The 24,337-nt window shown below is 62.9% G+C and carries 26 protein-coding genes and 1 tRNA gene; 13 read left to right on the top strand and 14 right to left on the bottom strand.

Translation table 11 applies throughout. The features are described 5' to 3' along the window. Positions 1-34: 34 nt before the first annotated feature. Positions 35-1,249 carry a site-2 protease family protein gene (locus LJ737_RS15385; protein WP_227767270.1) on the bottom strand — a complete coding sequence of 405 codons (1,215 nt, stop codon included), beginning with the start codon at positions 1,247-1,249 and terminating at the stop codon, positions 35-37. After that, entirely contained in the window at positions 1,224-1,889 is a 666-nt protein-coding gene (locus LJ737_RS15380) for an HAD family hydrolase (RefSeq protein WP_227767268.1), read from the bottom strand. Before LJ737_RS15380 ends, LJ737_RS15385 begins: the two co-directional genes overlap by 26 nt. Positions 1,890-1,977: 88 nt before the next feature. On the opposite strand from LJ737_RS15380, the gene LJ737_RS15375 reads away from it, so the two are divergent. The 4 genes from LJ737_RS15375 to LJ737_RS15360 all read left to right on the top strand — a co-directional run bounded on the left by LJ737_RS15375 (position 1,978) and on the right by LJ737_RS15360 (position 5,006). Next, a tRNA-Ile gene (locus tag LJ737_RS15375) sits at positions 1,978-2,051 on the top strand. A 496-nt stretch (positions 2,052-2,547) separates the two neighbouring features. Then, entirely contained in the window at positions 2,548-3,714 is a 1,167-nt protein-coding gene (locus tag LJ737_RS15370) for a zinc-dependent alcohol dehydrogenase (protein WP_227767266.1), read from the top strand. A 12-nt stretch (positions 3,715-3,726) separates the two neighbouring features. Further along, a complete protein-coding gene (locus tag LJ737_RS15365; RefSeq protein ID WP_227767264.1) occupies positions 3,727-4,287 on the top strand; it encodes a hypothetical protein in 561 nt (186 codons plus the stop codon). 104 nt (positions 4,288-4,391) lie between these two features. After that, positions 4,392-5,006 (top strand): TMEM175 family protein, encoded by a 615-nt coding sequence (locus tag LJ737_RS15360; protein WP_227767262.1) that lies wholly within the window; start codon positions 4,392-4,394, stop codon positions 5,004-5,006. Between the two features lie 397 nt (positions 5,007-5,403). On the opposite strand, the gene LJ737_RS15355 is transcribed toward LJ737_RS15360, so the two are convergent. From LJ737_RS15355 to LJ737_RS15345, 3 genes are all read right to left on the bottom strand, one after another. Further along, positions 5,404-6,090 carry a recombinase zinc ribbon domain-containing protein gene (locus tag LJ737_RS15355; RefSeq protein WP_227767260.1) on the bottom strand — a complete coding sequence of 229 codons (687 nt, stop codon included), beginning with the start codon at positions 6,088-6,090 and terminating at the stop codon, positions 5,404-5,406. A 208-nt stretch (positions 6,091-6,298) separates the two neighbouring features. Beyond that, a complete protein-coding gene (locus LJ737_RS27265; RefSeq protein WP_227767258.1) occupies positions 6,299-6,613 on the bottom strand; it encodes a recombinase family protein in 315 nt (104 codons plus the stop codon). A 196-nt stretch (positions 6,614-6,809) separates the two neighbouring features. Continuing rightward, entirely contained in the window at positions 6,810-7,568 is a 759-nt protein-coding gene (locus tag LJ737_RS15345) for a DUF72 domain-containing protein (RefSeq protein WP_227767255.1), read from the bottom strand. Between the two features lie 126 nt (positions 7,569-7,694). Between LJ737_RS15345 and LJ737_RS15340 the strand changes: the two genes are divergently transcribed. The 4 genes from LJ737_RS15340 (at position 7,695) to LJ737_RS15325 (ending at position 10,853) form a co-directional block, all read left to right on the top strand. After that, a complete protein-coding gene (locus LJ737_RS15340; RefSeq protein WP_227767252.1) occupies positions 7,695-7,931 on the top strand; it encodes a hypothetical protein in 237 nt (78 codons plus the stop codon). Positions 7,932-7,954: 23 nt separating this feature from the next. After that, positions 7,955-8,839 carry a helix-turn-helix domain-containing protein gene (locus LJ737_RS15335; RefSeq protein ID WP_227767249.1) on the top strand — a complete coding sequence of 295 codons (885 nt, stop codon included), beginning with the start codon at positions 7,955-7,957 and terminating at the stop codon, positions 8,837-8,839. Positions 8,840-8,971: 132 nt separating this feature from the next. Beyond that, positions 8,972-9,709 carry an SDR family oxidoreductase gene (locus tag LJ737_RS15330; RefSeq protein WP_227767247.1) on the top strand — a complete coding sequence of 246 codons (738 nt, stop codon included), beginning with the start codon at positions 8,972-8,974 and terminating at the stop codon, positions 9,707-9,709. Positions 9,710-9,896: 187 nt separating this feature from the next. Next, positions 9,897-10,853 (top strand): alpha/beta hydrolase family protein, encoded by a 957-nt coding sequence (locus LJ737_RS15325; protein ID WP_227767245.1) that lies wholly within the window; start codon positions 9,897-9,899, stop codon positions 10,851-10,853. Positions 10,854-11,251: 398 nt separating this feature from the next. Here LJ737_RS15325 and LJ737_RS15320 read toward each other — a convergent pair whose 3' ends face one another. The 8 genes from LJ737_RS15320 to LJ737_RS15285 all read right to left on the bottom strand — a co-directional run bounded on the left by LJ737_RS15320 (position 11,252) and on the right by LJ737_RS15285 (position 18,310). Continuing rightward, positions 11,252-12,643, bottom strand: coding sequence for an MFS transporter (locus LJ737_RS15320; protein WP_227767243.1), 1,392 nt, complete (start codon positions 12,641-12,643; stop codon positions 11,252-11,254). Positions 12,644-12,693: 50 nt separating this feature from the next. Further along, positions 12,694-14,127 (bottom strand): OprD family outer membrane porin, encoded by a 1,434-nt coding sequence (locus LJ737_RS15315; protein ID WP_227767241.1) that lies wholly within the window; start codon positions 14,125-14,127, stop codon positions 12,694-12,696. Between the two features lie 39 nt (positions 14,128-14,166). Then, positions 14,167-14,577 carry a DUF6691 family protein gene (locus LJ737_RS15310; RefSeq protein ID WP_227767239.1) on the bottom strand — a complete coding sequence of 137 codons (411 nt, stop codon included), beginning with the start codon at positions 14,575-14,577 and terminating at the stop codon, positions 14,167-14,169. Between the two features lie 12 nt (positions 14,578-14,589). Further along, positions 14,590-15,150 carry a YeeE/YedE family protein gene (locus LJ737_RS15305; RefSeq protein WP_410779954.1) on the bottom strand — a complete coding sequence of 187 codons (561 nt, stop codon included), beginning with the start codon at positions 15,148-15,150 and terminating at the stop codon, positions 14,590-14,592. Positions 15,151-15,255: 105 nt separating this feature from the next. Next, positions 15,256-15,594, bottom strand: a complete 339-nt coding sequence (locus LJ737_RS15300) for a rhodanese-like domain-containing protein (protein ID WP_227767237.1) — start codon at positions 15,592-15,594, stop codon at positions 15,256-15,258. Between the two features lie 99 nt (positions 15,595-15,693). Further along, positions 15,694-17,049: an MBL fold metallo-hydrolase gene (locus LJ737_RS15295; protein ID WP_227767234.1), complete on the bottom strand. Its 1,356-nt coding sequence runs from the start codon at positions 17,047-17,049 to the stop codon at positions 15,694-15,696. Between the two features lie 54 nt (positions 17,050-17,103). Further along, complete coding sequence (locus LJ737_RS15290; RefSeq protein ID WP_227767232.1) at positions 17,104-17,928, bottom strand: sulfite exporter TauE/SafE family protein; 825 nt, start codon at positions 17,926-17,928, stop codon at positions 17,104-17,106. A gap of 61 nt (positions 17,929-17,989) precedes the next feature. Further along, positions 17,990-18,310: an ArsR/SmtB family transcription factor gene (locus LJ737_RS15285; protein WP_227767230.1), complete on the bottom strand. Its 321-nt coding sequence runs from the start codon at positions 18,308-18,310 to the stop codon at positions 17,990-17,992. A gap of 246 nt (positions 18,311-18,556) precedes the next feature. Here LJ737_RS15285 and chrA point away from each other — a divergent pair, with 246 nt between their 5' ends. The 3 genes from chrA (at position 18,557) to LJ737_RS15270 (ending at position 21,010) form a co-directional block, all read left to right on the top strand. Further along, entirely contained in the window at positions 18,557-19,750 is a 1,194-nt protein-coding gene (gene chrA, locus LJ737_RS15280) for a chromate efflux transporter (protein ID WP_227767228.1), read from the top strand. A gap of 98 nt (positions 19,751-19,848) precedes the next feature. Then, the gene (locus LJ737_RS15275; RefSeq protein WP_227767226.1) at positions 19,849-20,220 is read left to right on the top strand and encodes a hypothetical protein; all 372 of its coding nucleotides are present in this window, start codon (positions 19,849-19,851) and stop codon (positions 20,218-20,220) included. 241 nt (positions 20,221-20,461) lie between these two features. After that, positions 20,462-21,010, top strand: coding sequence for a TolC family protein (locus LJ737_RS15270; RefSeq protein ID WP_227767224.1), 549 nt, complete (start codon positions 20,462-20,464; stop codon positions 21,008-21,010). On the opposite strand, the gene LJ737_RS15265 is transcribed toward LJ737_RS15270, so the two are convergent. Then, entirely contained in the window at positions 21,007-21,990 is a 984-nt protein-coding gene (locus LJ737_RS15265; protein ID WP_227767222.1) for a hypothetical protein, read from the bottom strand. The two genes, LJ737_RS15270 and LJ737_RS15265, sit on opposite strands and share 4 nt — an antisense overlap. Positions 21,991-22,270: 280 nt before the next feature. Between LJ737_RS15265 and LJ737_RS15260 the strand changes: the two genes are divergently transcribed. Both LJ737_RS15260 and LJ737_RS15255 read left to right on the top strand, forming a co-directional pair. Further along, positions 22,271-23,038 carry a TssN family type VI secretion system protein gene (locus tag LJ737_RS15260; RefSeq protein ID WP_227767220.1) on the top strand — a complete coding sequence of 256 codons (768 nt, stop codon included), beginning with the start codon at positions 22,271-22,273 and terminating at the stop codon, positions 23,036-23,038. A 50-nt stretch (positions 23,039-23,088) separates the two neighbouring features. Further along, entirely contained in the window at positions 23,089-24,303 is a 1,215-nt protein-coding gene (locus LJ737_RS15255) for a hypothetical protein (protein WP_227767218.1), read from the top strand. Positions 24,304-24,337 lie beyond the last annotated feature (34 nt).

Genomic DNA, 24,337 nt, shown 5'->3' with positions numbered 1-24,337 from the left:
CGTGGTACGCGCCCGCCGCCCAGACGTTGCGCGCCTACACCTCCACGAAGGGTACCGGGCTGAAACAGAGAATAAACACGAGCACCATCAGCCAGCCCAGCACCCGGCGGCCGGGCGAGAGGGGCCGCTCGTCGGGCGCCGGCGGGTGGTAGATGCCCGTCAGGCGGCCCAGCAGTAGGCCGAAAAGCAGCCAGCCGGGGTTGCCGCTGATGCCCGGCACGGCCGTGGCCACCGCCAGCTGCGCCAGCCACACGCCCGCCGCCAGCAGCGCCACCCGCCGAAACCCCGGCAGCACCCGCCACAAGGCCGTGAGCAGGTACAGCGCGTACACGGGGCCGTAGTACAGCCAGGTTTGCCACCCGGAATCGAGGGTAAACAGGCCCAGGCCGGCGTAGAACATAAACGCCAGGAACAGCCCCGTCGAGAGGCGGTTGAAGCGCCGAAAGCCCAGCAGGCCGTAGAGGATGTGGCCGCCGTCGAGCTGGCCGATGGGCAGTAAGTTCAAGGCCGTGAAAAACAACGATAAGGAGCCGGCCAGCAGCACCGGGTAGTGCAGCAACTCGTGCGCGTCGGGCAGCAGGGCGGGGTCGGCTAGCCAGCGGGCAAGTAGTTGGTAAAGCAGGGGTTGGCTGAAGCTCAGGCCCGCCGGCCGGCCCTGGTACACGTACTGGGCGTAGGCGCCGCCGTAGGGGCGGTAGTCGGGATGGATCTGGAACAGGTACTCCAGCGGCGGCAGGTGGGTGAAGCCGTATACCAGCAGCGGCACGGCCACCACAAAACCCGCCAGCGGCCCGGCAATGCCCACGTCGAAAAACTCCCGCCGCGAGAAAATCTTCTCCCGGATGCGAATTACCGCCCCGAACGTGCCAATGCCGAAGGGCACCGGCAGAAAATACGGCAACGAAACCCGGATGCGGTAGCGCCGGGCCGTGAAATAGTGGCCGAATTCGTGCACGGCCAGCACGCCCAAAAACGGCGCGGCAAACTGCAGCCCGCGCAGCAGCTCCGCGGTGCGCTCGGCCGCCGGCAGCTGCAGCACGTCGAGGGGCAGCAAGTCAATGCCGCCGCGGGTGAGCATCACGCCGGCCAGTGTGGTGGTGCCGAGCGTGAGCAGAAACAGGCCCAGGTGCAGCAGCGCCGTGCGCCACAGCGGGGGCTCCGGCCGCTCGTAGCGGCGCCAGCGCAGCAAAAACGGCCGCAGCGGCGTCGGCCGCGGCTTGTCGTTAGGAAACAGGGTTGGGAAAGGCACGAAGAGCGGCGGGCAGGGCGTCGGTAAGAGTCAGGGGCGGAGTCAGAAACAGGGTGCGAATACCCAACTGCTCGGCCGTGCGAATGTGTTGGATACTATCCTCCACGAAAAGGGTTTCCTCGGCCCGCCAGTTCATTTCGCGCAGCACATGCTCGAAGATTTCCCGCCCCGGCTTGCGCTGGCCTACTTCCTGAGAATAAAACACGCGGTCCAGCACGTCGGCAATACCCTGCTGCAAGCCGTAGGCGCGCCGCAGCATCTCGTTGATGACGCCGATGTGGATGCTGTTGGTGTTGGAGAGCAGGGCCGTTTGGTAGCCTTCCCGACGCAGTTCGCGCAGGTACTCCAGCCGTTCCAGCGGCAGGTCGAGCAGCATGGCATTCCAAGCCGCGTCCAGCTCCGCGTCGGTGGCGTGCTGCAAGTCGTAATGCGTGCGCAGCCCTTGGCGGAAGGCGTCGGGCGTGATGCGGCCGGTTTCCAGGTCGTCGAACAGCGCCGATTGCGCCGCTTGGGTAAACTCAATCGTGGAGCCCACCCGGCTCAGCGCCCGCATGGCTTCCAGGGTGCGGTTGTAGTCGATGTTGATGATGACGCCGCCAAAATCAAACAGCAGATTCGGCAAACGATGCGCAGCGTTCATAGCAGGGTGGTTTGGTAATACCGCCGCGAAATTGGTAGATTGCGCCGCCGAAACCAACCTGTGGGCCTTCCCTGGATAGGTTTTAGCCGGGCCTATAGCTCAATCGGTTAGAGCAGCTGACTCATAATCAGCAGGTCGCTGGTTCGATTCCAGCTGGGCCCACAAAGTCCCCGTTTCCAACTTGGAAACGGGGACTTTTGATTTGTGCCAACAGTTTCGCTACTGATAGGGGCGGTATGGTCGTCCTCAACTGCATCGAGTCCACCACGACCACTATTGCTATTACTGAGTCTGCTTAGAAGGGCACGGTTCGGCCGATGCAGCATCGTTGCCTGCTTCGTCCTGATGCCGCGGCATCAAGGCTTTTTTATTCAAGCGGCGGTGGGTGACAAGCTTTTTAATTCCACCGTGTCCATCTAGCGTCAAGACGGCCGCAGGTGCGCATCAGTCCAGGCGGGACGGACACTAGTGCGGACGCCGGATTGCGGCTTACACCTAGCGCGCTGGCCAAGCGGCGCACGAGGCGAAATCTACGCAGCCCGAATTACGTGTTTGTCTGGACACAAATCAGTAGTAACTGGATAAGCGTTGGCTGGGGGTAGGCGTACGCTAATTGTTCAAGAATATCCTTGAATGGTCCACCTTAAACCTTGCGCCTATGTTAGCCATGAATTTTCGGGGGCCCTTTCAGATAAGGGCAGACCGTAACCGGCCCGAGCCGGAAATCAAGCATCCCATGGATGCCATTGTCAGGGTCACCCGCTCCTTGATTTGCGGCTCCGACCTGCACCTGTATCATGGCATGGTGCCCGATACCCGGGTGGGCATGACCTTCGGCCACGAGTTTACCGGCGTCGTGGAGGCCGTGGGCTCCGAGGTGCAAAAACTCAAGGTGGGCGACCATGTACTGGTGCCGTTTAACATTGCCTGCGGCACCTGTCCGCATTGCAAGCAGGAACTCTACGGCAACTGCCACGAGGCCAATCCGGAAGCTACGGCCGTGGGTGGCTTTTTCGGCTACGCCCACACCGGCGGGGGCTACGACGGCGGGCAGGCCGAATACGTGCGCGTGCCCTACGCCGACGTGAGCCCCACCATTCTCCCGGAAGGCATGGACCTGGAAAATGCCGTGCTGCTGACCGACGTGGTGCCCACCGGCTACCAGGCGGCCGAGCAGGCCGGTATCCAAAAAGGCGACACCGTGGTGGTGTTCGGCGCCGGTCCGATCGGGCTGATGGCGGCCCGCTTTGCCTGGTTTTTCGGCGCCGGCCGCGTCATCGTGATTGATGAACTGGATTACCGTCTGGAGTTTGCCCGCAAATTCTCGTTTGCCGAGGCGTACAACTTCCGGGAAATGAACGACCCGGTGGTCTTCCTGAAAAAGGCCACCGATTATTTTGGCGCCGACGTGTGCATCGACGCGGTGGGCTGCGAAGCGTCGGGCCATGCCTGGCAAACGATTAGCGGGAAAAGCCTGTTGATGCAGGCCGGCACGGCCACGGCCTTTCACTGGGCCGTCAATTCCGTGAAAAAAGGCGGTATCGTATCCATCATCGGGGTATATGGTCCGCCCTGGAACCTCGCTCCCCTCGGCAGTATCATGAACAAGGGCTTGACTATCAGGGGTAATCAGGCCTCGGTGAAACGGCTGCTACCCAAACTGATTGATCACGTCATGAGCGGCCGGATCAACCCCAAGGAAATCATTACCCACCGGTTTCCGCTGGAAGAAATACCGGATGCCTACCGTATGTTCTCCAAAAAGCTGGACAACATCATCAAGCCCCTGCTGATTCCGTCACGCGCCAACGCTTCGTTCGCTTAACCCCTCATGCTCATGAAAAACGCATTGGAAGACCGCATTGCGGCGGGGCAGGACCGCATCATCGCCCAGCGCAACATGGTTCGCGCCGCCGAGATACCCGGCTGGGGTATGGATGCCGACCCGGACAACGACCCCACCTACCCCATGAAGCATAGCAACGGGGCGGACCACGAGCGGCTCGATTACGAAAAGGCCCCCCAGCAGCCGCTGGACATGGAAATTCTGCATTCCATCGAGCGGCCTGGTGTGACGCGGGTGTTCGGCACCTCGACGCCGCCCATCGGCCTGAGCGGGGCCATCCGCCGCTTTGCCTACAAGTACAGCGAAGCCACCGCCACGCACTGGATGACGCTCATTCTGGCCGACCGCGTCGACACCATTCAAGGCAAGTTGGATGATTTAGTGCACGGCATTCTGCCCAATCCTTGGATTGAGCGGGGCTGGCGCGCCGAATGGAAGTATAACCGCGCGGGCTTTATCCGGAATACCGCGACGACGGCGTTGCTCCTAACGGCCGGTATCATGCTGCTCAAACGGAAAAACCGGCGTAAGCGCCAGTTGAACCAGGAGTAGCCTAAAACGTCGACCCCAACGGGGGCGCCGTCAGCGCCCCCGTTGGGGTCGACGTTTTACTGGTTGCTTTTGGTTTTCAGGCTATTGCATGTTGAACAACGCGTATGCACAACCATCGACCAACGGATCGGCTCGAATATTTCAGCGACGCCGTTCTGGCTATTGCGGCCACCTTGCTGGCCACCGAGCTGCCGAAGCCCGAAACGAACTTGCTGCCGGAGCTGGTAAAACTCTGGCCCCATTACGCGGCCTTCGCGGCATCTTTCCTGTTCATCTGCATTGCCTGGTCCAACCACCACAACATGTTTGGATACCTCAAGCAGACGGATCAGTACCTGCTGATCCTGAATATTCTGTTTTTGATGTTTGTTACCCTGCAGTCTTTCACCACCGGCCTGCTAGCCCGTCATATCGGCAAACCAGACGAACGGACGGCCGCCCTGATTTACCACGGGACCTTGCTGATGATGACCTTGCTGTATAACTGTACCTGGTGGTACGCCACCAGCAGGGACGAGCTGGTGGAAGACGATACCGATAAACGGCTCATTCGGCTGCTGACAAAAGAATATGCTATTGCGCCGGCGTTGCACCTGGCGGCCTTGCTCGTTTGTTTGTGGAGCGTACCGTTCAGCATCATCCCCGTGGTGTTGTTATACGTCTATTTTGCCTTTCCCCGGTTTAGCGAAAAAAAGATAAAACAGCAGGATCAATCCTGATTCCTGACAGCTCCGGTCTTTGATCGGAACTGTCGGGGCACGGGCCTTGACGGCCGCAGCAGGGGCAAAGTTGGCGGCTTCATTACGTCACGCCCTGCTGCCACTAAGTGGTAAAATCGTCGAGATTGACGAGGCGGCTAAAGGCCGCAATTGCTTCTAAATCCTGGCGCCAACAGTGCGATAATTCACTTGTTGGGCCCACCAAATCGGATTTAGCACGGGTAATCGTGTTAGATCCGATTTTTTGTTTGCTGTTACTTGCTGTGAATGAAGACGTTGTTCTAAAGATTGTGTTAGCTCGCCCGGGTCGATAAAGACCAATTTTCGGAGCAAAGGCGATGCCGTTTGGATGGATCATTTGTTGGAGTAATTGTCGAGTGGGTAAATCAGCTTTCTTTCACATAATCGGTAAGTTAGTCGTCATATCGACAGCGAAATAGACATATGATTCGAGGTTCGATAAGTCAGAACCTAAACGAGCGTATCGAACCGCCAGCGGTTGCAGGTCGGAGGTTATTATTTTGCGGCTGAACTTCTCGTTAGTGGTTCGACCTAATTCTCCAATGGCGTACCGCTCCTCCATTTTTTCCAGCTTCTGTTGCACCTGCTTCAGTGCCGCTTGAATGGCTTTCCGCTCCTGGACGCTTTCGTGGTAGAGTTGCTGAAATACACCGACAGTTATAGCTTTCAGTGGGGCCACTAACTGTGGAGATAGGTCGTAGCTGCCGAGCAACTCATGATAAGGACTGTGCAGTTGGCGGGCGCTTACGTTAAGCTTACAACCAATGGTGTTGCACTTGTAATACCAAAGCTGTTTCTTCTTGGCTTGGTAACCTGTAAGTGGTTTGCCACAGCGGTGACACGTCACGTGGTGCTTCAGCGGAACAGGCGGTACTTCTTTCGCATGGGCGTGACTGTGCTCTTGCTGTTGTTGCATATTGTTGAGCTGCATAAACCGCTCAGGGCTGATCATGGCTTCGTGGCGTCCTGCTACTACCTGACCATCCTGCAAACTTGATGTGATTAGGCCACAGTAGAACGGATTTTGAAAAGTTTGCGTCAGAAGCTTTTCTGATAGTTTCACGCCACGCTTGCGAAGCCGCGTAACGAGCTGAGTGTTGTCGAGCTTTAGTAGAAATGCTTTGCGTAGCAGCTAGCCCTGTTCATTAATGGTAATTCTTGGCTCGTTGCCTTCGATAATCTTGGTATAACCTAAGGGTGTGTTGAACGTCCAATATCCTCGGCGAAGCCGCTCAGTTATGCCCATAACTGCTCGCTCTTTGCGCACTTGGTTATCTGCGTGGCTTATTAAGGAGCCAAAATTTTGAACCAACCGTCCCATCGTCACTGGTATCTGTCTGTTGAGTAACGAACTCAACAGCGACGCCTAGACTGCGGAGCTTTTCGTTTAGGGCTATGGCCTCACCATCCGTACGGGAGAATCGATCAGGGCTTAGGACGATGATGCAACTAATGTGGTTCGCTTTCTGCTGAACACACTTCAGCATGCGAGAAATTTTCTTGCGACCATCGCTTTTGGCGCTTTCATAAGTGCCGCCAAAGTGTTCTAAAACGTGTATCCACGAGCTTGGGCATACACCAAGCATTTCTTCTTTTGAAGATCCAAGCTCTGGTTAGTATCAGCTTGTTCTTTAGTGGAGAAGCGGGTGTAAATAACCGCCGTATCCGTTAACGGACGATACCGGCAAAAGCAGGGTTTACCCAGACGGATCCGCGCCGTGGCTCAACACGACCTGGCCCTGGAAACTAGCGCCACCTTGCCCCAGACGCGCGTCGTACAGCTCATGCCCGCTCAGCCACCAGCCGGTACAGGTCTTGGGCATTGTCAAACGCGGCGCCCATGGTGTTGTTGAAGTAGGCATACACGTCTTTCCCCTCGTGGAGGTAGTCGTGTATCTGCTCGGCTTGGTCGTACAGAAAGCCGCGCTCGTAGGACTCCCGGTAGTTTCCCTGCGGGCCATGGAAGCGCATATACACAAAGTCTGCTCCCTCGTTGAGCTGGGCGTTTCGGGCGGGCCCTTTGTCGTGCAGCACGAGGCTGGCGCCGTGGTGGTCCAGCATCTCAAACGCATCATCGGCATACCAGCTGGGGTGGCGAAACTCCACCGCTTTGCGCCACTCGTGGGCGGGGTCTGCCGCGGCCAGCGCAGTCAAGAGGGCATTGACCGCGTGCAGCTGGCGAATGGTGTTGCTGGGCGGAAACTGAATGAGCAGGCATCCTTTTTTGGTGCCCAACGCACGTGCTGCCTCTAGAAAGCGGACCACGCCGGAGAGGTTCTCCGCAAGCGCGGTGGTGTGCGTAATATCGCGCCACAGCTTGAGGGTAAAGTCAAACGCAGGGCCGGTTTCAGCGGCCCAGGCCGCAAACGTTTTGGGCTGGGGGATGCGGTAGAAGGTGCTGTTAATCTCCACCGAGTTAAACAGGGTGGCGTAGTAGGTGAGGCGGCTCGTCGCCTGGTAGGCCTCCGGAAAGGTGGCCTTCGGGCCGGGCACGACGATGCCGCTGGTGCCCGTGCGCAGGGTGCCAAGGAGGGCAGGCATAGGAGGGAGGTATACGGGAGTTTCGGGGTATAACGTGCCACGCTGCCCCGGCGTTTTACCCCAGGTGCATCTTCACGGGGGGCCAACGTATCATCTGCCTGGCCCAGCCTCGGGCAACGCCGAGCATTGGGAACAAACCGCGCCCAACAGCAGGAAGAACTGCGCGCGTTCACCGCCCTGGTTCGCTTCCTCTTCACCCGCCAGGGCGGCCAGATTCCGGTGCCCGCCGAGCGGCTGGCCCAGGCGGAATGCCGCCTGCTCGACTTGCCGGCTGGGCTGGCCCCGCCGCTTGGTCCCTTTCTGAGGAAGCTCGTCAGGCCGGCCTTGTGCGCGGAGGACAGCCTTCGCTCGGCTGTCTTTTAGGTTTGATTTTATTACTTTTGGACATGGAAATCAACCCGCCCACGCAAGCCGTCGAACCGTACACCCTGGACCTGCCGGCCACGGGGTTCAAGGTGTACGAAATTGCCGGGACCGTGGCGCCCCGACCCGCCCAGAGCCGCCGCGACTTCTACAAGATGGTGCTGGTGCCCGGGGACCTAACCATCCGCTACGGCGAGCAAACCCTCGACGGCCGGGGTCCCTTCTTGTTCCTGGCCAATCCCCACGTGCCCCACGCTGTGGCGGAAGGCACGACGGGCGGCACTCGCTTCGCCTGCCTGTTTACCGAGGCGTTTTTTTCGGGCCGGCCGCGGACCGACCTGCTGCACCACTCCCCGTTGTTTCGGATCGACGGCGCCCCCATCGTGCCGCTGACCAGCGAGCAGGCCGGGTTCATGACCGGCTTGTTTCGGCAGATGCTGGCGGTGTACCAGGGCGAATACGCGCACAAAAACGAGCTGCTCGGCACCTGCCTGGAGCTGCTGCTGCACGAGGCCCTGCGCATCCAGCCGGCCTCGCCCGCGGGGCTGCCGGCTAAAAACGCGGCCCTGCGCCTGACGCAGCTGTTTCTGGACCTGCTGGAGCGGCAATTTCCCATTGAAACCACCGCCAAGCCCTTGCGCGCCCGCTCGGCGCAGGACTTCGCCGAGCAGCTGGCCGTGCACGTGAACTACCTCAACCGCGCGGTCAAAGCCGTCACCGGCAAGCCCACGTCGGTGCACATCGCCGAGCGCGTGGCCGCCGAGGCCAAGGCCCTGCTGCAGTACACCAATTGGAGCGTGGCCGACATTGCCTATGGCCTGGGGTTTGACTATCCCACCTACTTCAATAATTTCTTCAAGCGCCTAACCGGCCGGAATCCGAAGGCCTTTCGAACCAGCGAGGTTTGATAATCATACTTTTTGGTTTGATTCCCTTTAACGCAGGCCCCGGGTAGCGCCGGAACTTTGTGGTGTACAAAAAGCGGATGCAAACGGTCACCAGGACCCGTCGGCACGCGGCACTTTTAACCCACAAAGCGTATGAAAACCGCCTTAATTACCGGGGCCAACAAAAGCATTGGCTTCGAGGCCGCCCGCCAGCTGCTGCGCCAGGGCTTCCACGTGTACATCGGCAGCCGCAGCTTGGCCAAGGGGCAGCAAGCCGTCGAACAACTCCGGGCCGAAGGGCTATCTGAGGCCGAAGCCGTGCAGCTTGATGTCACGGACGAGGAATCCGTCAACGCCGCCCGCGCCACCATCGGCCAGCGAACCGGCGTGCTCGACGTGCTCATCAACAACGCCGGCATCAACGGCGGGGCGCCGCAGTCGGCCACCGGCACCGCGGTCGGCGTGTTCGAGGACGTGTACGCCACCAACGTGTTCGGCGTGGTGCGCGTCACCCAAGCATTTCTGGACTTGCTGCAACAGTCGGCGCAGCCGCGCATCGTCAACGTCAGCTCGGGCATGGCCTCGCTCACGCGGCACAACGACCCGACCTGGAAGTACTACCCCAACAAAGCCGCGGTGTATCACACGTCCAAGGCGGCGCTGAACATGTACACCATCGTGCTGGCCTACGAACTGCGCGAGACGAAGGTGAAAGTCAATGCGGTGGACCCCGGCTTCACGGCCACCGACTTCAACCACCACCGCGGCACGGGCACCGTGGAAGAAGCCGCCGCCCGCCTGGTCAAGTACGCCCTGCTGGGCGAAGACGGCCCCACGGGCCGGTTTGTCAGCGAGGAAAACACGCCGGTAACGGGCGACATCCCCTGGTAGGGGCATGGGCGGGCTGCCTATAGCAAGCTACCGCCTAGCCCCGCCTCCCAACCGGCTTTTCCCTGGTTTTCCAGCTCAGGCAACGGCGGTCCGGCCGCGAAAAAGCCGCCGGAAACTTCGCTGTCAGTGGGGTGCAGCCGGTTATTTCTTTCATCAAATACCTGTCAATCAACCAACACCAAACGTCATGTCAACTCAATCCTCCATTGCCAATATCAACATCGCGCCCACTCCGGTGCTTACGTTTAGCCCGGTGGTATTGCCGGTGCCCGGCCGGCAAGTACCCCTGCAGCTGAAGGTGTCGGTGCCCGCCACGGGGAGCAACCTGCCGGTTCTCCTGTTTTCGCACGGGCACGGGCAATCCACGTTTCTGTCTTCGCTGCGGGGCTATGGCCCGCTCGTCGACTACTTTGCCGCGGAAGGCTTTGTTGTCGTGCAGCCAACCCACCAGGACTCCAAGGCCCTGGGCCTCGACCCGAACGGTCCGGAGGGTGCTCTGTTTTGGAGTTCCCGCGCCGACGATATGCGCGTCATCCTCGACCACCTCGACCAGGTAGAGGCCGCCGTCCCCGGCTTGGCCGGCCGCCTGGACCGCACCCGGATAGCCGCCATGGGGCACTCGATGGGTGGGCACACGGTGGGCCAATTGGCCGGGATGCGCGTCACCGACCCTGTGACTGGCACCACTACCGGCGGCCAAGTAGATTCCCGGCTCCGGGCCTGGGTGATGCTGGGCGCGCCCGGCAACGGCGCCGACCTGGCCCCGTTTGCCACCGCGCACTACCCGGTGCTGGGCGGCACCACCTTTGACTCGATGACGGCCCCGGTGCTGGTGGTGGCCGGCGACCAGGACCGGAGCGACCGGTTTTCGGCCCGGGCCGACTGGCGCACCGATGCCTACCACCGCAGCCCCGGCCCCAAGTGCTTGTTTACGGTGCTGGGCAGCGGCCACATGCTGGGCGGCATTTCGGGCTACGACGTAGCCGAAACCGACGACGAAAACCCGGCTCGCGTGGCCTTTGTGCGGGAAACCATTCTGGCCTACCTGCGCACGGCGCTCGACCCGGCCGATGCCAGCTGGGACCACACCCAAAAGTCACTGCAAGCCCAGGACCAGCCGCAAGGCCGCATCGAGTGCAAATAAAGCGGCGGGCCGTTGCGGGTCATTAGCCCGCCACGAGAGGAGGGAGGGCTAATGCGGGCGGGGTACGCTTACGGGTGGGTTCGCGGACAGACCAGCCATAAACGCACTCCACCCGTTAGGCACAAGCAGAACATAAATAGGCTAAGAGCGGAGAAAGGTTAAGTATGGCTGACGTTTAGGCTTGCGGCATGGCCTGCTACGGCGGGGGCGGAGTCAATGCCGGTAACTAGGGAGAGCATGCGCGGGTAGCGAAACGAGAACCGCACCAAGAGCATGGCCGTTACCATAACCGTCGTGATGTACACCCAAGTGGTAGGGTCGTGACGAAGCACGTGGGTGGCTGGACCTGTGGCTACTACAATCGACACGAAAAAGGCGTAGCTGATGTACATAGCACCTCAGCAGGAGCAGGGGTATGGCTCGTAGTACTGCTGGCACACTGAGGTAAGTGAAAAAGTTGAGTCAACTGGCGACGGCAGGGCCGTGACTCGGGCTGCCATCCTGCGTGAACGGGTTAACAAGTGGGTGGATGGCAGGAGTGGATCGGTGCGGCGTCCTGCTGTTCCATCCGAGCTTTCCACGGTCGACACGCAGTACATGCGCTGTTGAATAATTAGGGCCGACAGCAGCGTTAGCCCACCAATGGCAGCTACGGCCGCTTCCAGGCCTAGGGCGTCGGCCAGCACGCCGGTCAGCAGGGCGCCGACGGCGTAGCCCGCGTCGCGCCAGAGGCGGAAGATGCCCACGCTGCGGGCGCGTTGAGTTGCCGGGGCATCTTCCGCAATGGCAGCCAGGAAGGTGGGATACACCAGCGCCGTACCCGCCCCGAGCAGCGCGGCCAGCCCCAGAAACGCCGGGTACGAAGCCGCCCCCAGCATGGCCAGCAATACTGCGCCCTGCAGCAGCATACCGCCGAACAGCAGGTGCTTTTTGCAGACGTGGTCGGCCAGCGGACCGGTCACGAGTTGGCCCAGGCCCCACACGGCCGGGTATACCGCCGCCACCGTCCCGATCTGGGTCAGTGAAAAGCCCTTGCCGGCCAGCAGCAGCGGCAGCAGGCCCCACACCATGCCGTCGTTGAGGTTGTTGACCAGCCCGGCCTGCGTGACGGCACCCAGGTTGGGGCGGCGCCACGTCACGTCCCACAACGTCAGCCGCGTCCCGCCCGCCGATTCAGTGGGCATCTGGGCGGCTTCCAGCGCCACGTGGTGGCGGGTGTCGCGCACGAAGAAGGAGCTCAGTAGACCCATAATGGCCAGCCCGAGGCCGAGGTAAAACGGGGTAGGCCGCAGCCCGTACTCGGTGGCTAGCCAACCCGAGCCGAAGGCTGTGGCCGCTACGGCCAGGTAGCCGGCCGATTCGTTCAGGCCCATGGCCAGGCCGCGCTGCTTCGGGCCGACCAAGTCAATCTTCATCACCACCGTGCTCGACCAGGCCAGCCCCTGATTCAGGCCCAGCAGCACGTTGGCCGCAATAACCCAGCCCCAGCTCGGCGCCCAAAGCAGCAGCAGCGGCACGGGTAGCCCCAGCAGCCAGCCCAGCAGCAGCACGTTGCGGCGGCCCACGCGGCCGGCCCAAGCCCCGGCGTAATAGTTGGCGGCGGCCTTCGTCAGCCCGAAGACCACAATGAAGGACAGAATAGCCGAGCGGGCGGCCAGATGAAATTCCTGCTCGGCCAGCCGGGGCAGAATGGTGCGCTCCAGCCCCACCATACCACCCACGAAGGCGTTAACCACTACCAGCAGGCCGAACTGCCGCCAGTTAGCGCGTAATCCGAGCCGGGGAGTCATAGTGGGCTAGTTATTATGGCACGGCGTAGGACTCCGTGAGCCGGCTCGGGCTAGAAGCCATATTCCAATGCCACGGTCAGGTGGTGCAAGTCTACTTTATTAACCGCACGAGCCGGCAGGTAAGTGGCCCGGTTGGCGCCCCACTTGGCCGTGTATAGGGTGCGCAGCTGCAGCCCCTCGGCCGCGCCGGCGAAGCGGTGACTCATGCTGAGGTTGAGCTGGTGAAAGTCCGGCAGGCTGTATTTGTTGAGCCAGGCCGCCGGGGGCAGGTTGTAGTACCCATAACCCGCTTCCAGCCGGGGCGCGTGGGGGCGCAGCCAAGCCACAGTAGCCCCGAGGGCATGTACGTCGCCAGCTCCTTCGATACGCTCCCGGGGCAGGGTGGTGTAAAACGGCTCCCGGCCCCACTCCCGGGGAAACAGGTAGCGGCCGTGGGCCGTGAGGCGCGTGTAGTGCCCAGCCAGCTGCCAGGCCCGGCGCTGGTAGGCCAGCCGCAAGCTCAGGGCGCGGGCTTGCTCACCCGGATCCAGGTAGCGTTGAGCGGCCGGCAACCCGCGCCCGGTGGCCAGCGCGTGCTGCCAGAGCAGCAGGCCGCTGGCCGTCCAGGTGCCGGCCGGGCGAGGCCGCGTTACCGTGCCTTCCAGCAGGCTGGTGGCCAGCAGGTGGTCGGCCCAGTACTGCCAGAGCTGCATCGTAGCCCGCGGGCCCAGCGTGCGGCGCACGCCCAGCACCGCCAGGCCGGGCGTCGGCACGTGGCCCTGGTAGTCGGCGCGGGCGCTGTCGGTGGCCACGCCCATGCCGTAGCGGCCCACCGCCGCGCCGAGGCGGTACCACCGGCCGACGGACCGCGGGGCCACGTGGGTCAACCAGCCACCCTGCACGGTGGTAGCGGCGTCCGGTTTGGCCGCCAGCCACAGGCCTTGCACCACGTTAGGCCGCAGCCGGGAATCCTGGGCGTTGAGCAATGGCGTGTCCAGGCGCTGCCGGCCGTAGGTGAGCTGCAGCTTCCCCGAACGCTGCTGCCAGCGCAGCCACAGCTCTTCGACCTGGGGCCGCAGGGCTTGCCGGCGCGGGTGCTCCAGGTCGAACAGGCTCAGCTCGTAGCGGCTTTCCGGCCGGCCGGGCACGGCGGCTAGCTCGTTGGCGTAAAGCCGTTGCTGAAAGGAGCTTTTCAGCCCTGCCTGCAGCCCGTGCCAGGGCTGGGTTTCGTAACCCAGGGCCGCTCCGACGCCCTGCGCAACGTAATCAGCCGCCGCGCCCTGGTTCAGCGTGGCCATAAATACCGTGCGGACCCGTACCCCCACTAGGCCCCGACGCAGGGCGTTGCCCAAGGTACGGCCGGCCGTGGAATCCGCCGGGGCTGCCTGCTCGGCAACGGGTGGCGTGCCAAGCCCGCGGCGCAGCGTGTCGGGCGCGGTGGATTGGGCAATACCGGGCCGGGCGCCGGCCAGCAGCGCGGCGCCCAGCAGAAACCAGCGGATCATCGAAAACGGGGACGGAAACCGGCAGTCAAGCAAAACAGCTTAGTGCGGCAGCTTTTCGCGCAGGGCGCTGTAGGTCCAGGTGCCGGCCAAGGCAGCCAGAATGAGCACCGCCGCCCCGGCTACGCCGCTGCCCAGCTGGGCAAACATGGGCCCCGGGCAGGCCCCCGTCAGGGCCCAGCCTAGGCCGAAGACGGTGCCGCCAATCCAGGTGCCGTGGTTGTATTTCTTGTCGGCTAGGGTGATGGTTTCGCCGTTGAGGCTTTTGAGGCGGTTGCGCTTGATGAGCTGAACGGACACCAAGCCCACCAGAATGGCCGAGCCGATGACGCCGTACATGTGGAAGCTTTGGAAGCGGAACATTTCCTGAATGCGCCACCAACTCACCACTTCGCTTTTCGTGAGGATGAGGCCGAACAGCCCGCCCAGCACCAGGTATGTGAGGTTTTTCATGGCAGGTACAGCTTAAAACAGCAGCGGGTAAAAGACCCAGGTCATCAGCAAGCCGCCCGCGAAGAAGCCCACGACGGCCACCAGCGACACCCATTGCAGGTTGGACAGGCCCGAAATGGCGTGGCCCGAAGTGCAGCCGCCGGCGTAGCGCGTGCCGAAGCCCACCAGAAAGCCGCCGAGCACCAGAAACACCCAGCCTTTCCAGTTCATCAGGTTTTCCGGGGCAAACAGTTCCCGGGGCAGCAGGCCCGAGAAGTCGGTCAGACCCATCTGGGCTTGCAGGTCGCGCACCGTCTCGGCCGATATGGCCACGGTATCGGGGTGGCCCAGCACCTGGTAGCCCAGGAAACCGCCCAGGCCGATGCCGAGCACGAAGAACAGGTTCCAGGCCTCGGAGCGCCAGTTGTAAGTCAGGAAGGGAATATTGGCCGGCACGCAGGCGGCGCACACGTGGCGCAGCGAGGAGCTGATGCCCAGGGCCTTGTTGCCGACGAGTAGCAGCGCGGGCACGGTCAGCCCAATCAGCGGCCCGGCCACGTACCAGGGCCAGGGCTGACGCAGTATTTCAAGCATGAGAGCGGTCAGAAACGAATGGGGAAGGGACAGAGGAGCCCGGCCCGCCCGCAGCAGCTGCCGGCCGGTACTCGTGAAAGGAGCAATTGGGAGGAAGAAAGAGGCCTACCGCACCAGCTTATCGGGCCAGTCGAGCACGCCGCCGAGCAGGTTGCTGACCTGGCCGAAGCCGGCTTTGGTGAGCTGGGTGGCGGCGTTGGCCGAGCGGGCCCCGCTGCGGCAGTACACGTAGGTGGGCCGGGTCTTGTCCAGCGCCGCCACGCGCCGGGCAAAGTCGGGGCTGGTCACGTCGATGTTCACGGCGCCGGGCAGATGGCCGGCGGCAAACTCGTCGGGGCGGCGCACGTCAAGCAGCACCGCGCCGGGCTGGCGCAGGGCCATGGCGAACTGGGCGGGGGTGAGGTTTTTATAGGCCGGGGCGGCGCTTTGAAACAAACCAAACATGGCAACAAGAGAAAGCAGCAGGGTGAAGGGATTTATAAAGCCGCTGGTGCCGGGCAGGCTGCCCCGCGCGTCGGCGCGGCCTGCCCGGCACCAGCGGCGTTAGTGGGCAGCCGGGGCCGACTGGAAGGTTTTCACGGCCTCGCTCAAGTCGAGCACCTCGGTGCCGGGCAGGGCGTCGGCCACGATGCTGCTGCCCGCCGCCGAGCGGTAGCCGCCGGCGCAGTGCACCACCACGGGCTTGCCGGTGGGAATTTCCTGGGCCCGCTCCCGCAGCTCGGGCAACGGAATGTTGAGCGAACCGGCAAACAGCGGCTCGTCGCGGTGCTCCGAGGCATTGCGGATGTCCACGATAGTGTACTGCGCCGGGTGCTGGCGGAACTGCGCCACGTCGAGCTGGGGCAGCGTTTCAGCCACGTTGGGCGTGCCCACCAGCGCGCCTTTGATCAGCGCCTCGTAGCCAATTTTGGCCGTTTTTCGGATCAGGTCTTCCAGCGTCGCCTCGTCGGCGGCCACCAGGTAGAACCGCTCCTCCGGCCCCACGATGGAGCCCAGCCAGGTTTCGAACTTGCCGCCCTGCTGGATGTTCAGCGCCCCGGCTACGTGCCCTTGTTTGAAGTCGGCTTCGGGGCGGGTGTCCACCACCAGCACGCCGGCTTCCAGCGCCGCGCCCGCGGCCAGGCGCGGCACCTGCTGCACGCTGGGAGCGTAGGCCGGGGCCCCGGCTTTGTTCAGGGCCACGTCGTAGCTGAAGTATTTGGGGATGAAGGGCTGATCCTGGAGCAACTCCTGCACGAAGTCCGCCTCGCTCAGGTGCCGCAGCATCGGGTTGCCGAATTTCTCGTCGGCGATGGTGCTGCTGTTGGCCCCGCTTAGGGCCTTGCCGCACAGGCTGCCCGCGCCGTGGGCCGGGTACACCAGCACCGTGCCAGCCAGGGGCATCAGCTTGTCGCGCAAGGAGTGGTACATCTGCCGGGCCAGCTCCTCGCGCTTGGCCGTCAGGTTGCCCGCGTTTTCGCGCAGGTCGGGCCGGCCCACGTCACCGATGAACAAGGTGTCGCCGGTGAATACGGCCTCGTCTTTATCCTCGCGGCTGAGCACGATGCTGATGGAGTCGGGCGAGTGGCCGGGCGTGTTCAGGGCGCGGAAAGTGAGCTTGCCCACCGCAAAGGATTGGCCCTCGTCGAAGGCTTCGTGGGCATAATCTGCGCCGAGCAGCTTGCTCACCCGAATGGTGGCCCCGGTGGTCTGGGCAATTTCCAGGTGCGAGGAGACGAAGTCGGCGTGCGGGTGCGTCTCGATGACAGCCACGATCTGGGCGTCGTGGGCCTGGGCGAAGTCGTAGTAGGGCTGCGGGTCGCGGGCCGGGTCGATGAGCACAATCTGGCGGGCGCACTCGCTGAGGATGGCGTAGGAGAAGTGGGCCAGGCCCTTGTCTTCAAACTGTTCGATTTTCATGATGGGAGGTCGTTGGGAAGTGAGGAAAGCAACAGGAGGGAGCCGGCGCGGGGCTTAGGGCGTAAAGACCAACTCACGCAGCAGGATGAAGGCGCCCATGGCCAGGGTAAACCAGCCGAAGGCCGGCTTGAGCTTGGCGCCGGGAATGAAACGGGCCAGATAGGTGCCCAGCACGATGCCCCCCAGGGCAAAGGCCAGGAAGCCAAGTAAAAAGCGCCAGGCAATGGGCGTGCCCGCGCTCAGGTCGCCGGTGAAGCCGATGAGCGAGTTCAGGGCGATGATAGCCAGCGAGGTGCCCACGGCCAGCTTCATAGGCAGGCGCGCCCCCAACACCAGGGCCGGAATGATCAGAAAACCGCCGCCCGCGCCCACAAAGCCCGTAAGCGTGCCAACTACCAGGCCAATGCCCAGAATCAGCGGGTAGTTGAACGCGTGCGAGTGGTGCAGCTCGTCGTCCAGCACCGCCTCGGCCTGCTTCACGCGAATCATTGATGCGGCGGCCCCGACCATCAGCACCGCGAAGGCCACCAGCACCAGCAGGTCTTTGGTCACAACCAGGCTGCCCACGGTAAACAGCTCGTGCGGAATGGCCGGCATGAGCAGCTTGCGCACCGCAAACACGGCCAGCAGCGAAGGCAGCAGAAACACCACGGCCGTGCGCAGCGACACCAGCCCCTTGCGGAAGTAGCCCGAGGCGCCTACTACCGAGGTGGAGCCCACCACGAACAGCGAGTAGGCCGTGCTCAGTACCGGGCTCACGCCCATCAGGTACACCAGCACCGGCACCGTCAGGATAGATCCGCCCCCGCCCATGATGCCCAGCGAGAGGCCAATAAAGATGGCCGCGAAGTAGCCAAAGACGGAAAACGTGGAAAACATCTGAACGTATGAATTTATGAAAAGTTGTTCATGTGTTAGGCCAAAAAAAAGGCCACGGTTCCTATAGGAAAGTGCAGGCGGCCAGGCACTGAATCACGTCGACTACCTCGCGCATTTTCAGGGCGTAGAAGATGTTCTTGCCGTCCCGGTGGGAGCTGAGGATACCCTTGAGCTTCATGCCCGACAGGTGGTGGGAAAGCAGGCTCTGCTCTACCCCCAGCTTCTCGCTGATATCCGTTACCGACAGGCTCTCATGATTGGACAGCAACTGCACGATTGCAATGCGGGTAGGGTGAGCCGTGGTCTTGAGGATAAACGCCACCTTCTCCATCTTCTCGGTGGTGAGGTTTAGTTCGGTGTCGGGGGCGTGGGTCGGGCTCATATGCTGATGCAAATGTATGATCATTTGTTCATGTATACAAATCGGCTCCTGGTTTTGGTTCCACCAGGTTGCCACCGCATAGGAGGGAAGTCTGAATCGGACGTTTATAGCGTCATTTAAGCCAGTTTCGCTGCCATGCGCAAGGCGGCCCCTACGAGACAGGTTATAGACCTGCCGGGGGCGTTGTGCCGCGGACCGGGATATTGGCTCCTGCCTTGTACTTCTCCTTACCACGCTAATCATCGGATGTCGCTGCCCTCCACGTCGCTGCCAGAGCTGGCGCTGCTGTTTCTGCGCCTGGGTTCCACGGCCTTTGGCGGACCCGCCGCCCACGTTGCCTTGATGGAAGAGGAAGTGGTGCGCCGGCGGGGTTGGCTTACCCAGCAGCAGTTTCTGGACTTGCTCAGCGCCGCCAATCTGGTGCCCGGCCCCAACTCCACCGAGTTGGCCATCCATATCGGCTACGCACGGCGCGGCTGGGCGGGGCTGCTGGTGGCCGGCACCTGCTTTATTCTGCCAGCCATGCTCATCGTCATGGCCTTTGCCTGGGCCTACGTGCGTTTCGGTACGCTGCCGGCCCTCACGGGCGTGCTCTACGGCGTGAAGCCCGTCATCGTGGCGGTGGTGGCGCAGGCGCTCTGGAGCCTGGGCCGCTCGGCGCTGACCACCTGGCCCCTGCGGGCTATGGCCGGGGCGGCACTGGGGCTGGGCCTGCTGGGCGTAAACGAGCTGGTGCTGCTCTTCGCGGCGGGCCTCGCAGCCGGGGCGCTGCGCTGGCCCACGCTGGCCCATAAGCAAGTGCCGCCAGCCCTGCTCAAGCTGGTGGGCGCGGTAGCGGCCCTGGCGCTGCTGCCGGTGGCGCTGGGCCTGGGGCCGGGCCCGGCCGCTACGCCGGGGGGAGCCGCGCCGCTGGGGCTGCTGCCACTGGGGCTGGCCTTCGTCAAGATTGGCTCGGTGCTCTACGGCAGCGGCTACGTGCTGCTGGCGTTTCTCGATGCCGACCTGGTGCAGCGTTTCCATTGGCTGACGCAGGCGCAGCTGCTGGATGCGGTGGTGGTGGGGCAGGTGACGCCGGGGCCGGTGTTTACCACGGCTACCTTCGTGGGCTTCGTGCTGCAAGGCTGGCGCGGGGCGCTAGTGGCCACGGTGGGCATTTTCCTGCCGGCCTTTGTCTTCGTGGGCATGAGCACCAAGCTCGTTGCCCAGCTGCGGCAGTCGCCGCTGGCCGGGGCCTTTCTCGACGGGCTCAACGCCGCCTCCTGGGCCCTGATGGCGGCCGTCTCGCTCACGCTGGCCCGTACGGCCCTTCTCGATCTACCGACGGTGGCGTTGGCCCTCGTCAGCGCCGGTCTGCTGCTGCGCTACAAGGTCAACTCGGCCTGGCTGGTGCTGGGCGGGGCCTTGCTGGGCTACGGTTTGCAGCAGGCGGGCTGGCTGTAAATCACCCGGTTTTCAGGCTCGCCACTCGGGCCAGCGGGCTTGGGGCCCGCGAGCGTTACGGCAGAAGTGTGCACATTTGTATTTCCAGCTCTACTGCCATGCCCCGTCTGTTGTCCCATTTGCTATTGCTGCTCTATGCGGGTATCTACCTGCATTGCCAGCCCCTGGCTATGCGGACGCCGGGAGCGGAGCCGGGCGCCGGGACGCGCCAGGAGCAGCCCCGCGCCGGCCTGTGCAAGAAGAAGCTGCAGACCGTGCAGGCCGATCCGCAGGCCGACCACGCCCCGGTCGTCAAGGCCAAGCTACCGCCGCTGGATTTGAGCCTCGGCGCCGACTTCGCGGTCGTGTACCGGGTCCTGCTGTTCCCGGCCGACGAGCCCACGCTCACCCCCGCCCGCGGCCCGAATGCCGGCCCCGAGCAGTCGTTTGCCAATCACCCCAACAAAGCTCCGCCCATCCGCTTTTCTTAGGAAAACGCGCAGCGAAGCCGGGTGTGTGCCCGGCGTATCGTACCCTTTCTTCGGGTCGATAGCCGGTTTTTTTGTGCCCTGACCGGCGACTAGCCCGGAGGATAAGTTCCGCTTTGCTTCCGGTCCTGGCAGGCCGACGAGCCCCGCTTTTTCCTGAGAGTTACCCCCAATCAGCTTATCAGCCGGCTGGCCATACTCCCGCGTGCCCGGCCCGGATTTCCGATCCTGATTCCTCTCAGTCATGCTTTCTTCTTGTCATCTGACCCGGCGCTTGACGGTGCCGGGCCGCTGGGTGCTGGCCGCCGCGCTGCTGTTTGCCGCGCGTGCCTCACAAGCCCAGCAACTGGCCGCACCGCCACCGGCCGGCCGCTCCCTTTCCCTGCCCGCCGCCCTGGAGCTGGCTTGTAACCAGGTGCCGCACCTACAGGCCAAAGCCCATCAAGTACAGGCCGCCGAAGCCGAAATTACCCAGACCAAAACCCAGCGCCTGCCTTCGGTGCGGCTCAGCGGGCAGGTGAGCTACGGCTCCACCAACGCCGTGGCCGGCACCATGCTGCCCGTGGGCACCATCATTCCCAGCAGCGGTTCGCTCAGCGGGGTCAATTCTTACAACGCCGTGTTCGGCAGCATGGGCACGGCCCTGGCCGAGTGGAGTCCGGTGACCTTCGGGCAGTACCCGGCTCAGCGGGCCCGCGCCGAAGCCGCCCGCAGCTACGTCCAGGCCGAAAACCTGCGCACGCAAGGTCTGCAAGAGGAATACCGCCAGCCGCAGTCGGTAGCTGTGCATTAGATGCCGCCAGTGGTAAACCCCAGCAACGCCGTCGTTTCGCCTTCGCCCAGGCGAAACTCCAGCTCCGCAACTGCCATTTCGTAGCGGATAGTTACGTCGGTTTCGAAAGCGACGAAATACTCGCAGAGCAAAGCCAGTACTTTGGCAGGCCAATCCTGATTCAGGTAGCCTTCCAGCTCGGCTACGGACAAGCCCTTCAAGCTGATTTCGAGGGCCGGCAGGGTTTCGCGGTAGTCGCCGCTGAGGACCATATCCTGGCCCAGCGCGGAAGCTCCCAGGGTGGGGTGCGCCGCCGTGGAGCGCTGCGACGAGGCGGCTTCGAAAAGCTGGTGACGCAGCGGAGCCACTACGCGCAGCTGCACCGGGTGGCCCAGCACGCTCTCGAAGCACAGTTGCGTGAGGGATAGGTTGCCCACTAGGCCGTGGGCCAGCGGCAACAGATACAACAGGTTGGTGAGTGGGCCGGGCGGCAGGCCGGTATCGGGAATGCCCCAGAAGCGCGCCAACGTTTGGTTGTATGAGCGGGCCGACTGATGGGCGAAGTAACGCCGTTCTTCTTGCTCGATGCACAGGCGGCTGCGAAAAAACTCCTGCTCGAAGGGCAGAAAAAACAGCCGGGTGGACTGTTCTTGCTGCCGCTGGCGGTGGATACCCTCCACCATGCCTGATACGCCCTGGGGGGCGCCCTCTCCGCCCGGAGGGTGAAATAGGTGCGGTGGGAGGGCATCGTACAGGCCTTCGCGGTTCACGTCGAGCACCGTGCGCTTGACGGGCCGGCCGGTACGCTCAAATTCCTCTTCGCGGACAGTGCCTAAGTCGCGCCGGTAGCGCCGGGCAAACATCCCAACCGGCCGAACCAATAGGCTATCGAAAGGGCAACCGGCGTCCAGAAGCTCGGCCATGACCACCTCCAGGCGCAAGTCGTAAGGCTGGCGCAGTAGGTAAGCCAGGGTAGCGAGCGGGTTTGGGGCAGCAGACATAAGAGGAGATTTAAAGGTTCGGGAATAGCGGCTCCAGCTAGAAGCTAGGGCTGCCGGGTTAGGTCGAATCAGGACTTTTCAAATTTATTCTAGACAAACATCGCAAAATATCAATAGAAATAATTACTTTAATCCCACATTTGGCGACGATATATTTCCTGCCATTTCGTCCCGTCTTGTCATTAGCACCATGTTGTCTTCACCCACATCCCAAGCCCAAGGGGCTGCTTCTGGCGCATTCACCAAACTCACCGCCCGCGCTGCGGGCAGCAAAGTCGTAATGCGGATTGGGCTCTACGTGCTGGGCACCGTAGCCGCTTTTGGGCTACTTGGGCTGGCCGCCGTGCTCAGTCCTTTGCCCTTCCCGCTGACGCTAATGTTGCTGCAGTGCGTGCTGCTGCTGCTGGGCTGGCTGTACGCGGCCCAGCTACCGGCTTGGCTGGGCTGGCCGGCGGCCGGGCAGCGCTGGCAGGGAGCAGGCATCCTCGCCCTAAGCGCCGGGTTGGGTGTGGCCGCCATGTTGGCCCTGCACTGGGTACCGCGGGTCGAGCCCCGGTTTCCGCCCAGCAGTTTTGTGCCCGCTGTCCTGCTGTTTCTGCTGCCGCACTTTTTTCTGGCGGCCTGGCAAGCCTGGCAGACCATCCCGCCCAAGCAGTACAAACTCTGGCAGGTGCAGCAGCTGGCGCCCGCGCCCAACCTGGGCGGCATCGACCTCAGCCACTTCATGGTAGTGCACTTCTGGATGGCGCGGCACCACCAAGACCCCGCCTACCACGATTTTACCTCGAAGGCACCCTACCAGATGCGCTTAGGTGACCTTTTCTCGATTTTCCTGACCGATTACAACCGCCTGAAGCCCGACCAGGCGCTGCAGTATGTGGATGCGCAAGGCACGCCCTACGGCTGGCTGTTTTACGCCAAGCGGGCCTGGTGGCGCCGCCGGCAGTATTACGACCCGGAAGTGACCTTTCAAAACAACCTGCTGCGTCAGGGCGACATCATCGTTGCCGAACGGGTCCCGCTGATCCGGCAGGCGGTGCCGGCCTAGTCCGCCGCCCCGACTGAAGCTCCATCTGCTTTCCGCTCATCCGTAGTTCTATGCTTCCGACCATTAGCCATTACCCGGTGAACTGGGTCGACGGGATGAAGATTTCCCGGCGGCATTTTGCCCAGGCCGACCAGTGCGTCACCGACCACCTGCGCGACGCCACCGCGCTGCACCTGCGCTCCTACAACTACGGCCTGCTGCCCACGGCCGATGAGCTGGGCAGCCCCACTTTCGAGCTGCTGCTGCACGTGGACGCCCAGAACGAAGTGCAGGCCCGGCTAACGCATTGCCGGGCCGTCACGGCCGGGGGCGCCCGCATCGAAATTACGCCCTCCAGCGCCCCCCTCACGGCCCGCACCAACCTGGTGCAGCTGCTCAATACCTACAACCTGCCGGCAACGGAAGGCATGCGCTTCGCCGTGCTGGTCACGGTGAATCCGTTCGAGCGGGTTCCCGTCGGCATCCCCGCTGCCGACGAGCTGCCGCCCCGGCACCCGCATACCATCCCGCAGTACGGCTTGAGCGTGGTGCCGGTGCAGCACCTGAACACGGCCGTTAGCGAAGCCTTTGCCCTCTCCGTCGGTGAATTGCAGCTCTCCAACGGGGAGCTGCGGGCGGTGAGCCATTTCGTGCCGCCCTGCGCGGCCCTGGCCAGCCACCCCGTCCTGCTACAGGCCCTGCACCAACTGGAGCTGCAGCTGAGCGAGCTGGAAGCGGATGCGTTCAAGATCATCCAGAAAGTGAAGCTGCGCACCGACAAAAGCAACGCCCTGGCCGACCTGGTGCGCGGCCTGGCTGAGCACACCGTGCTGGCCGTGGCCCAGCAGCTCACCACCCTGCGGCTGATGGCCGCCGAGCAGCCCCCCATTTACCTGCTCGACGCGCTGCTGCGGGTGGCCAAGCAAGTCAAGTCTTCCCTGGAAAGCCTCACCGAAGCCGAGCGTGAAGAGCTGCTCAAATACTTCGAGCAGTGGTCGGAAATTCTGCCGGCTACGCTGCTCGGGGCCCTGAATACGGCCGTCACGCTAACCTACAACCACCAGCAAGTGCACGAGCACCTGCGCCAGCAGCACTACTTGTGGGCCATGCTCGGGGCCATTTTCCGGCAGCTCCGTCAGCTGGAATACATCGGCAAGAACAAGGAAGGCTGGCAGAGCTTCATCAACGAAAACCCCCTCGCCGCTGAGGCGCCATCCCGGGCATCCGGGCTGGATGCCCGGGCGGTGGCCAGCCCCGTCACGGCCTGGTCGCCCTTTGCCCAATAATACGTCACTTCCACCGCTTGTTGCCCCACGCTTA

Origin of the sequence: Hymenobacter sp. 15J16-1T3B, assembly GCF_020711235.1 — a bacterium.
In the GTDB taxonomy this organism is placed as follows: domain Bacteria; phylum Bacteroidota; class Bacteroidia; order Cytophagales; family Hymenobacteraceae; genus Solirubrum.
This window is presented reverse-complemented; position numbering and strand designations above follow the sequence as displayed.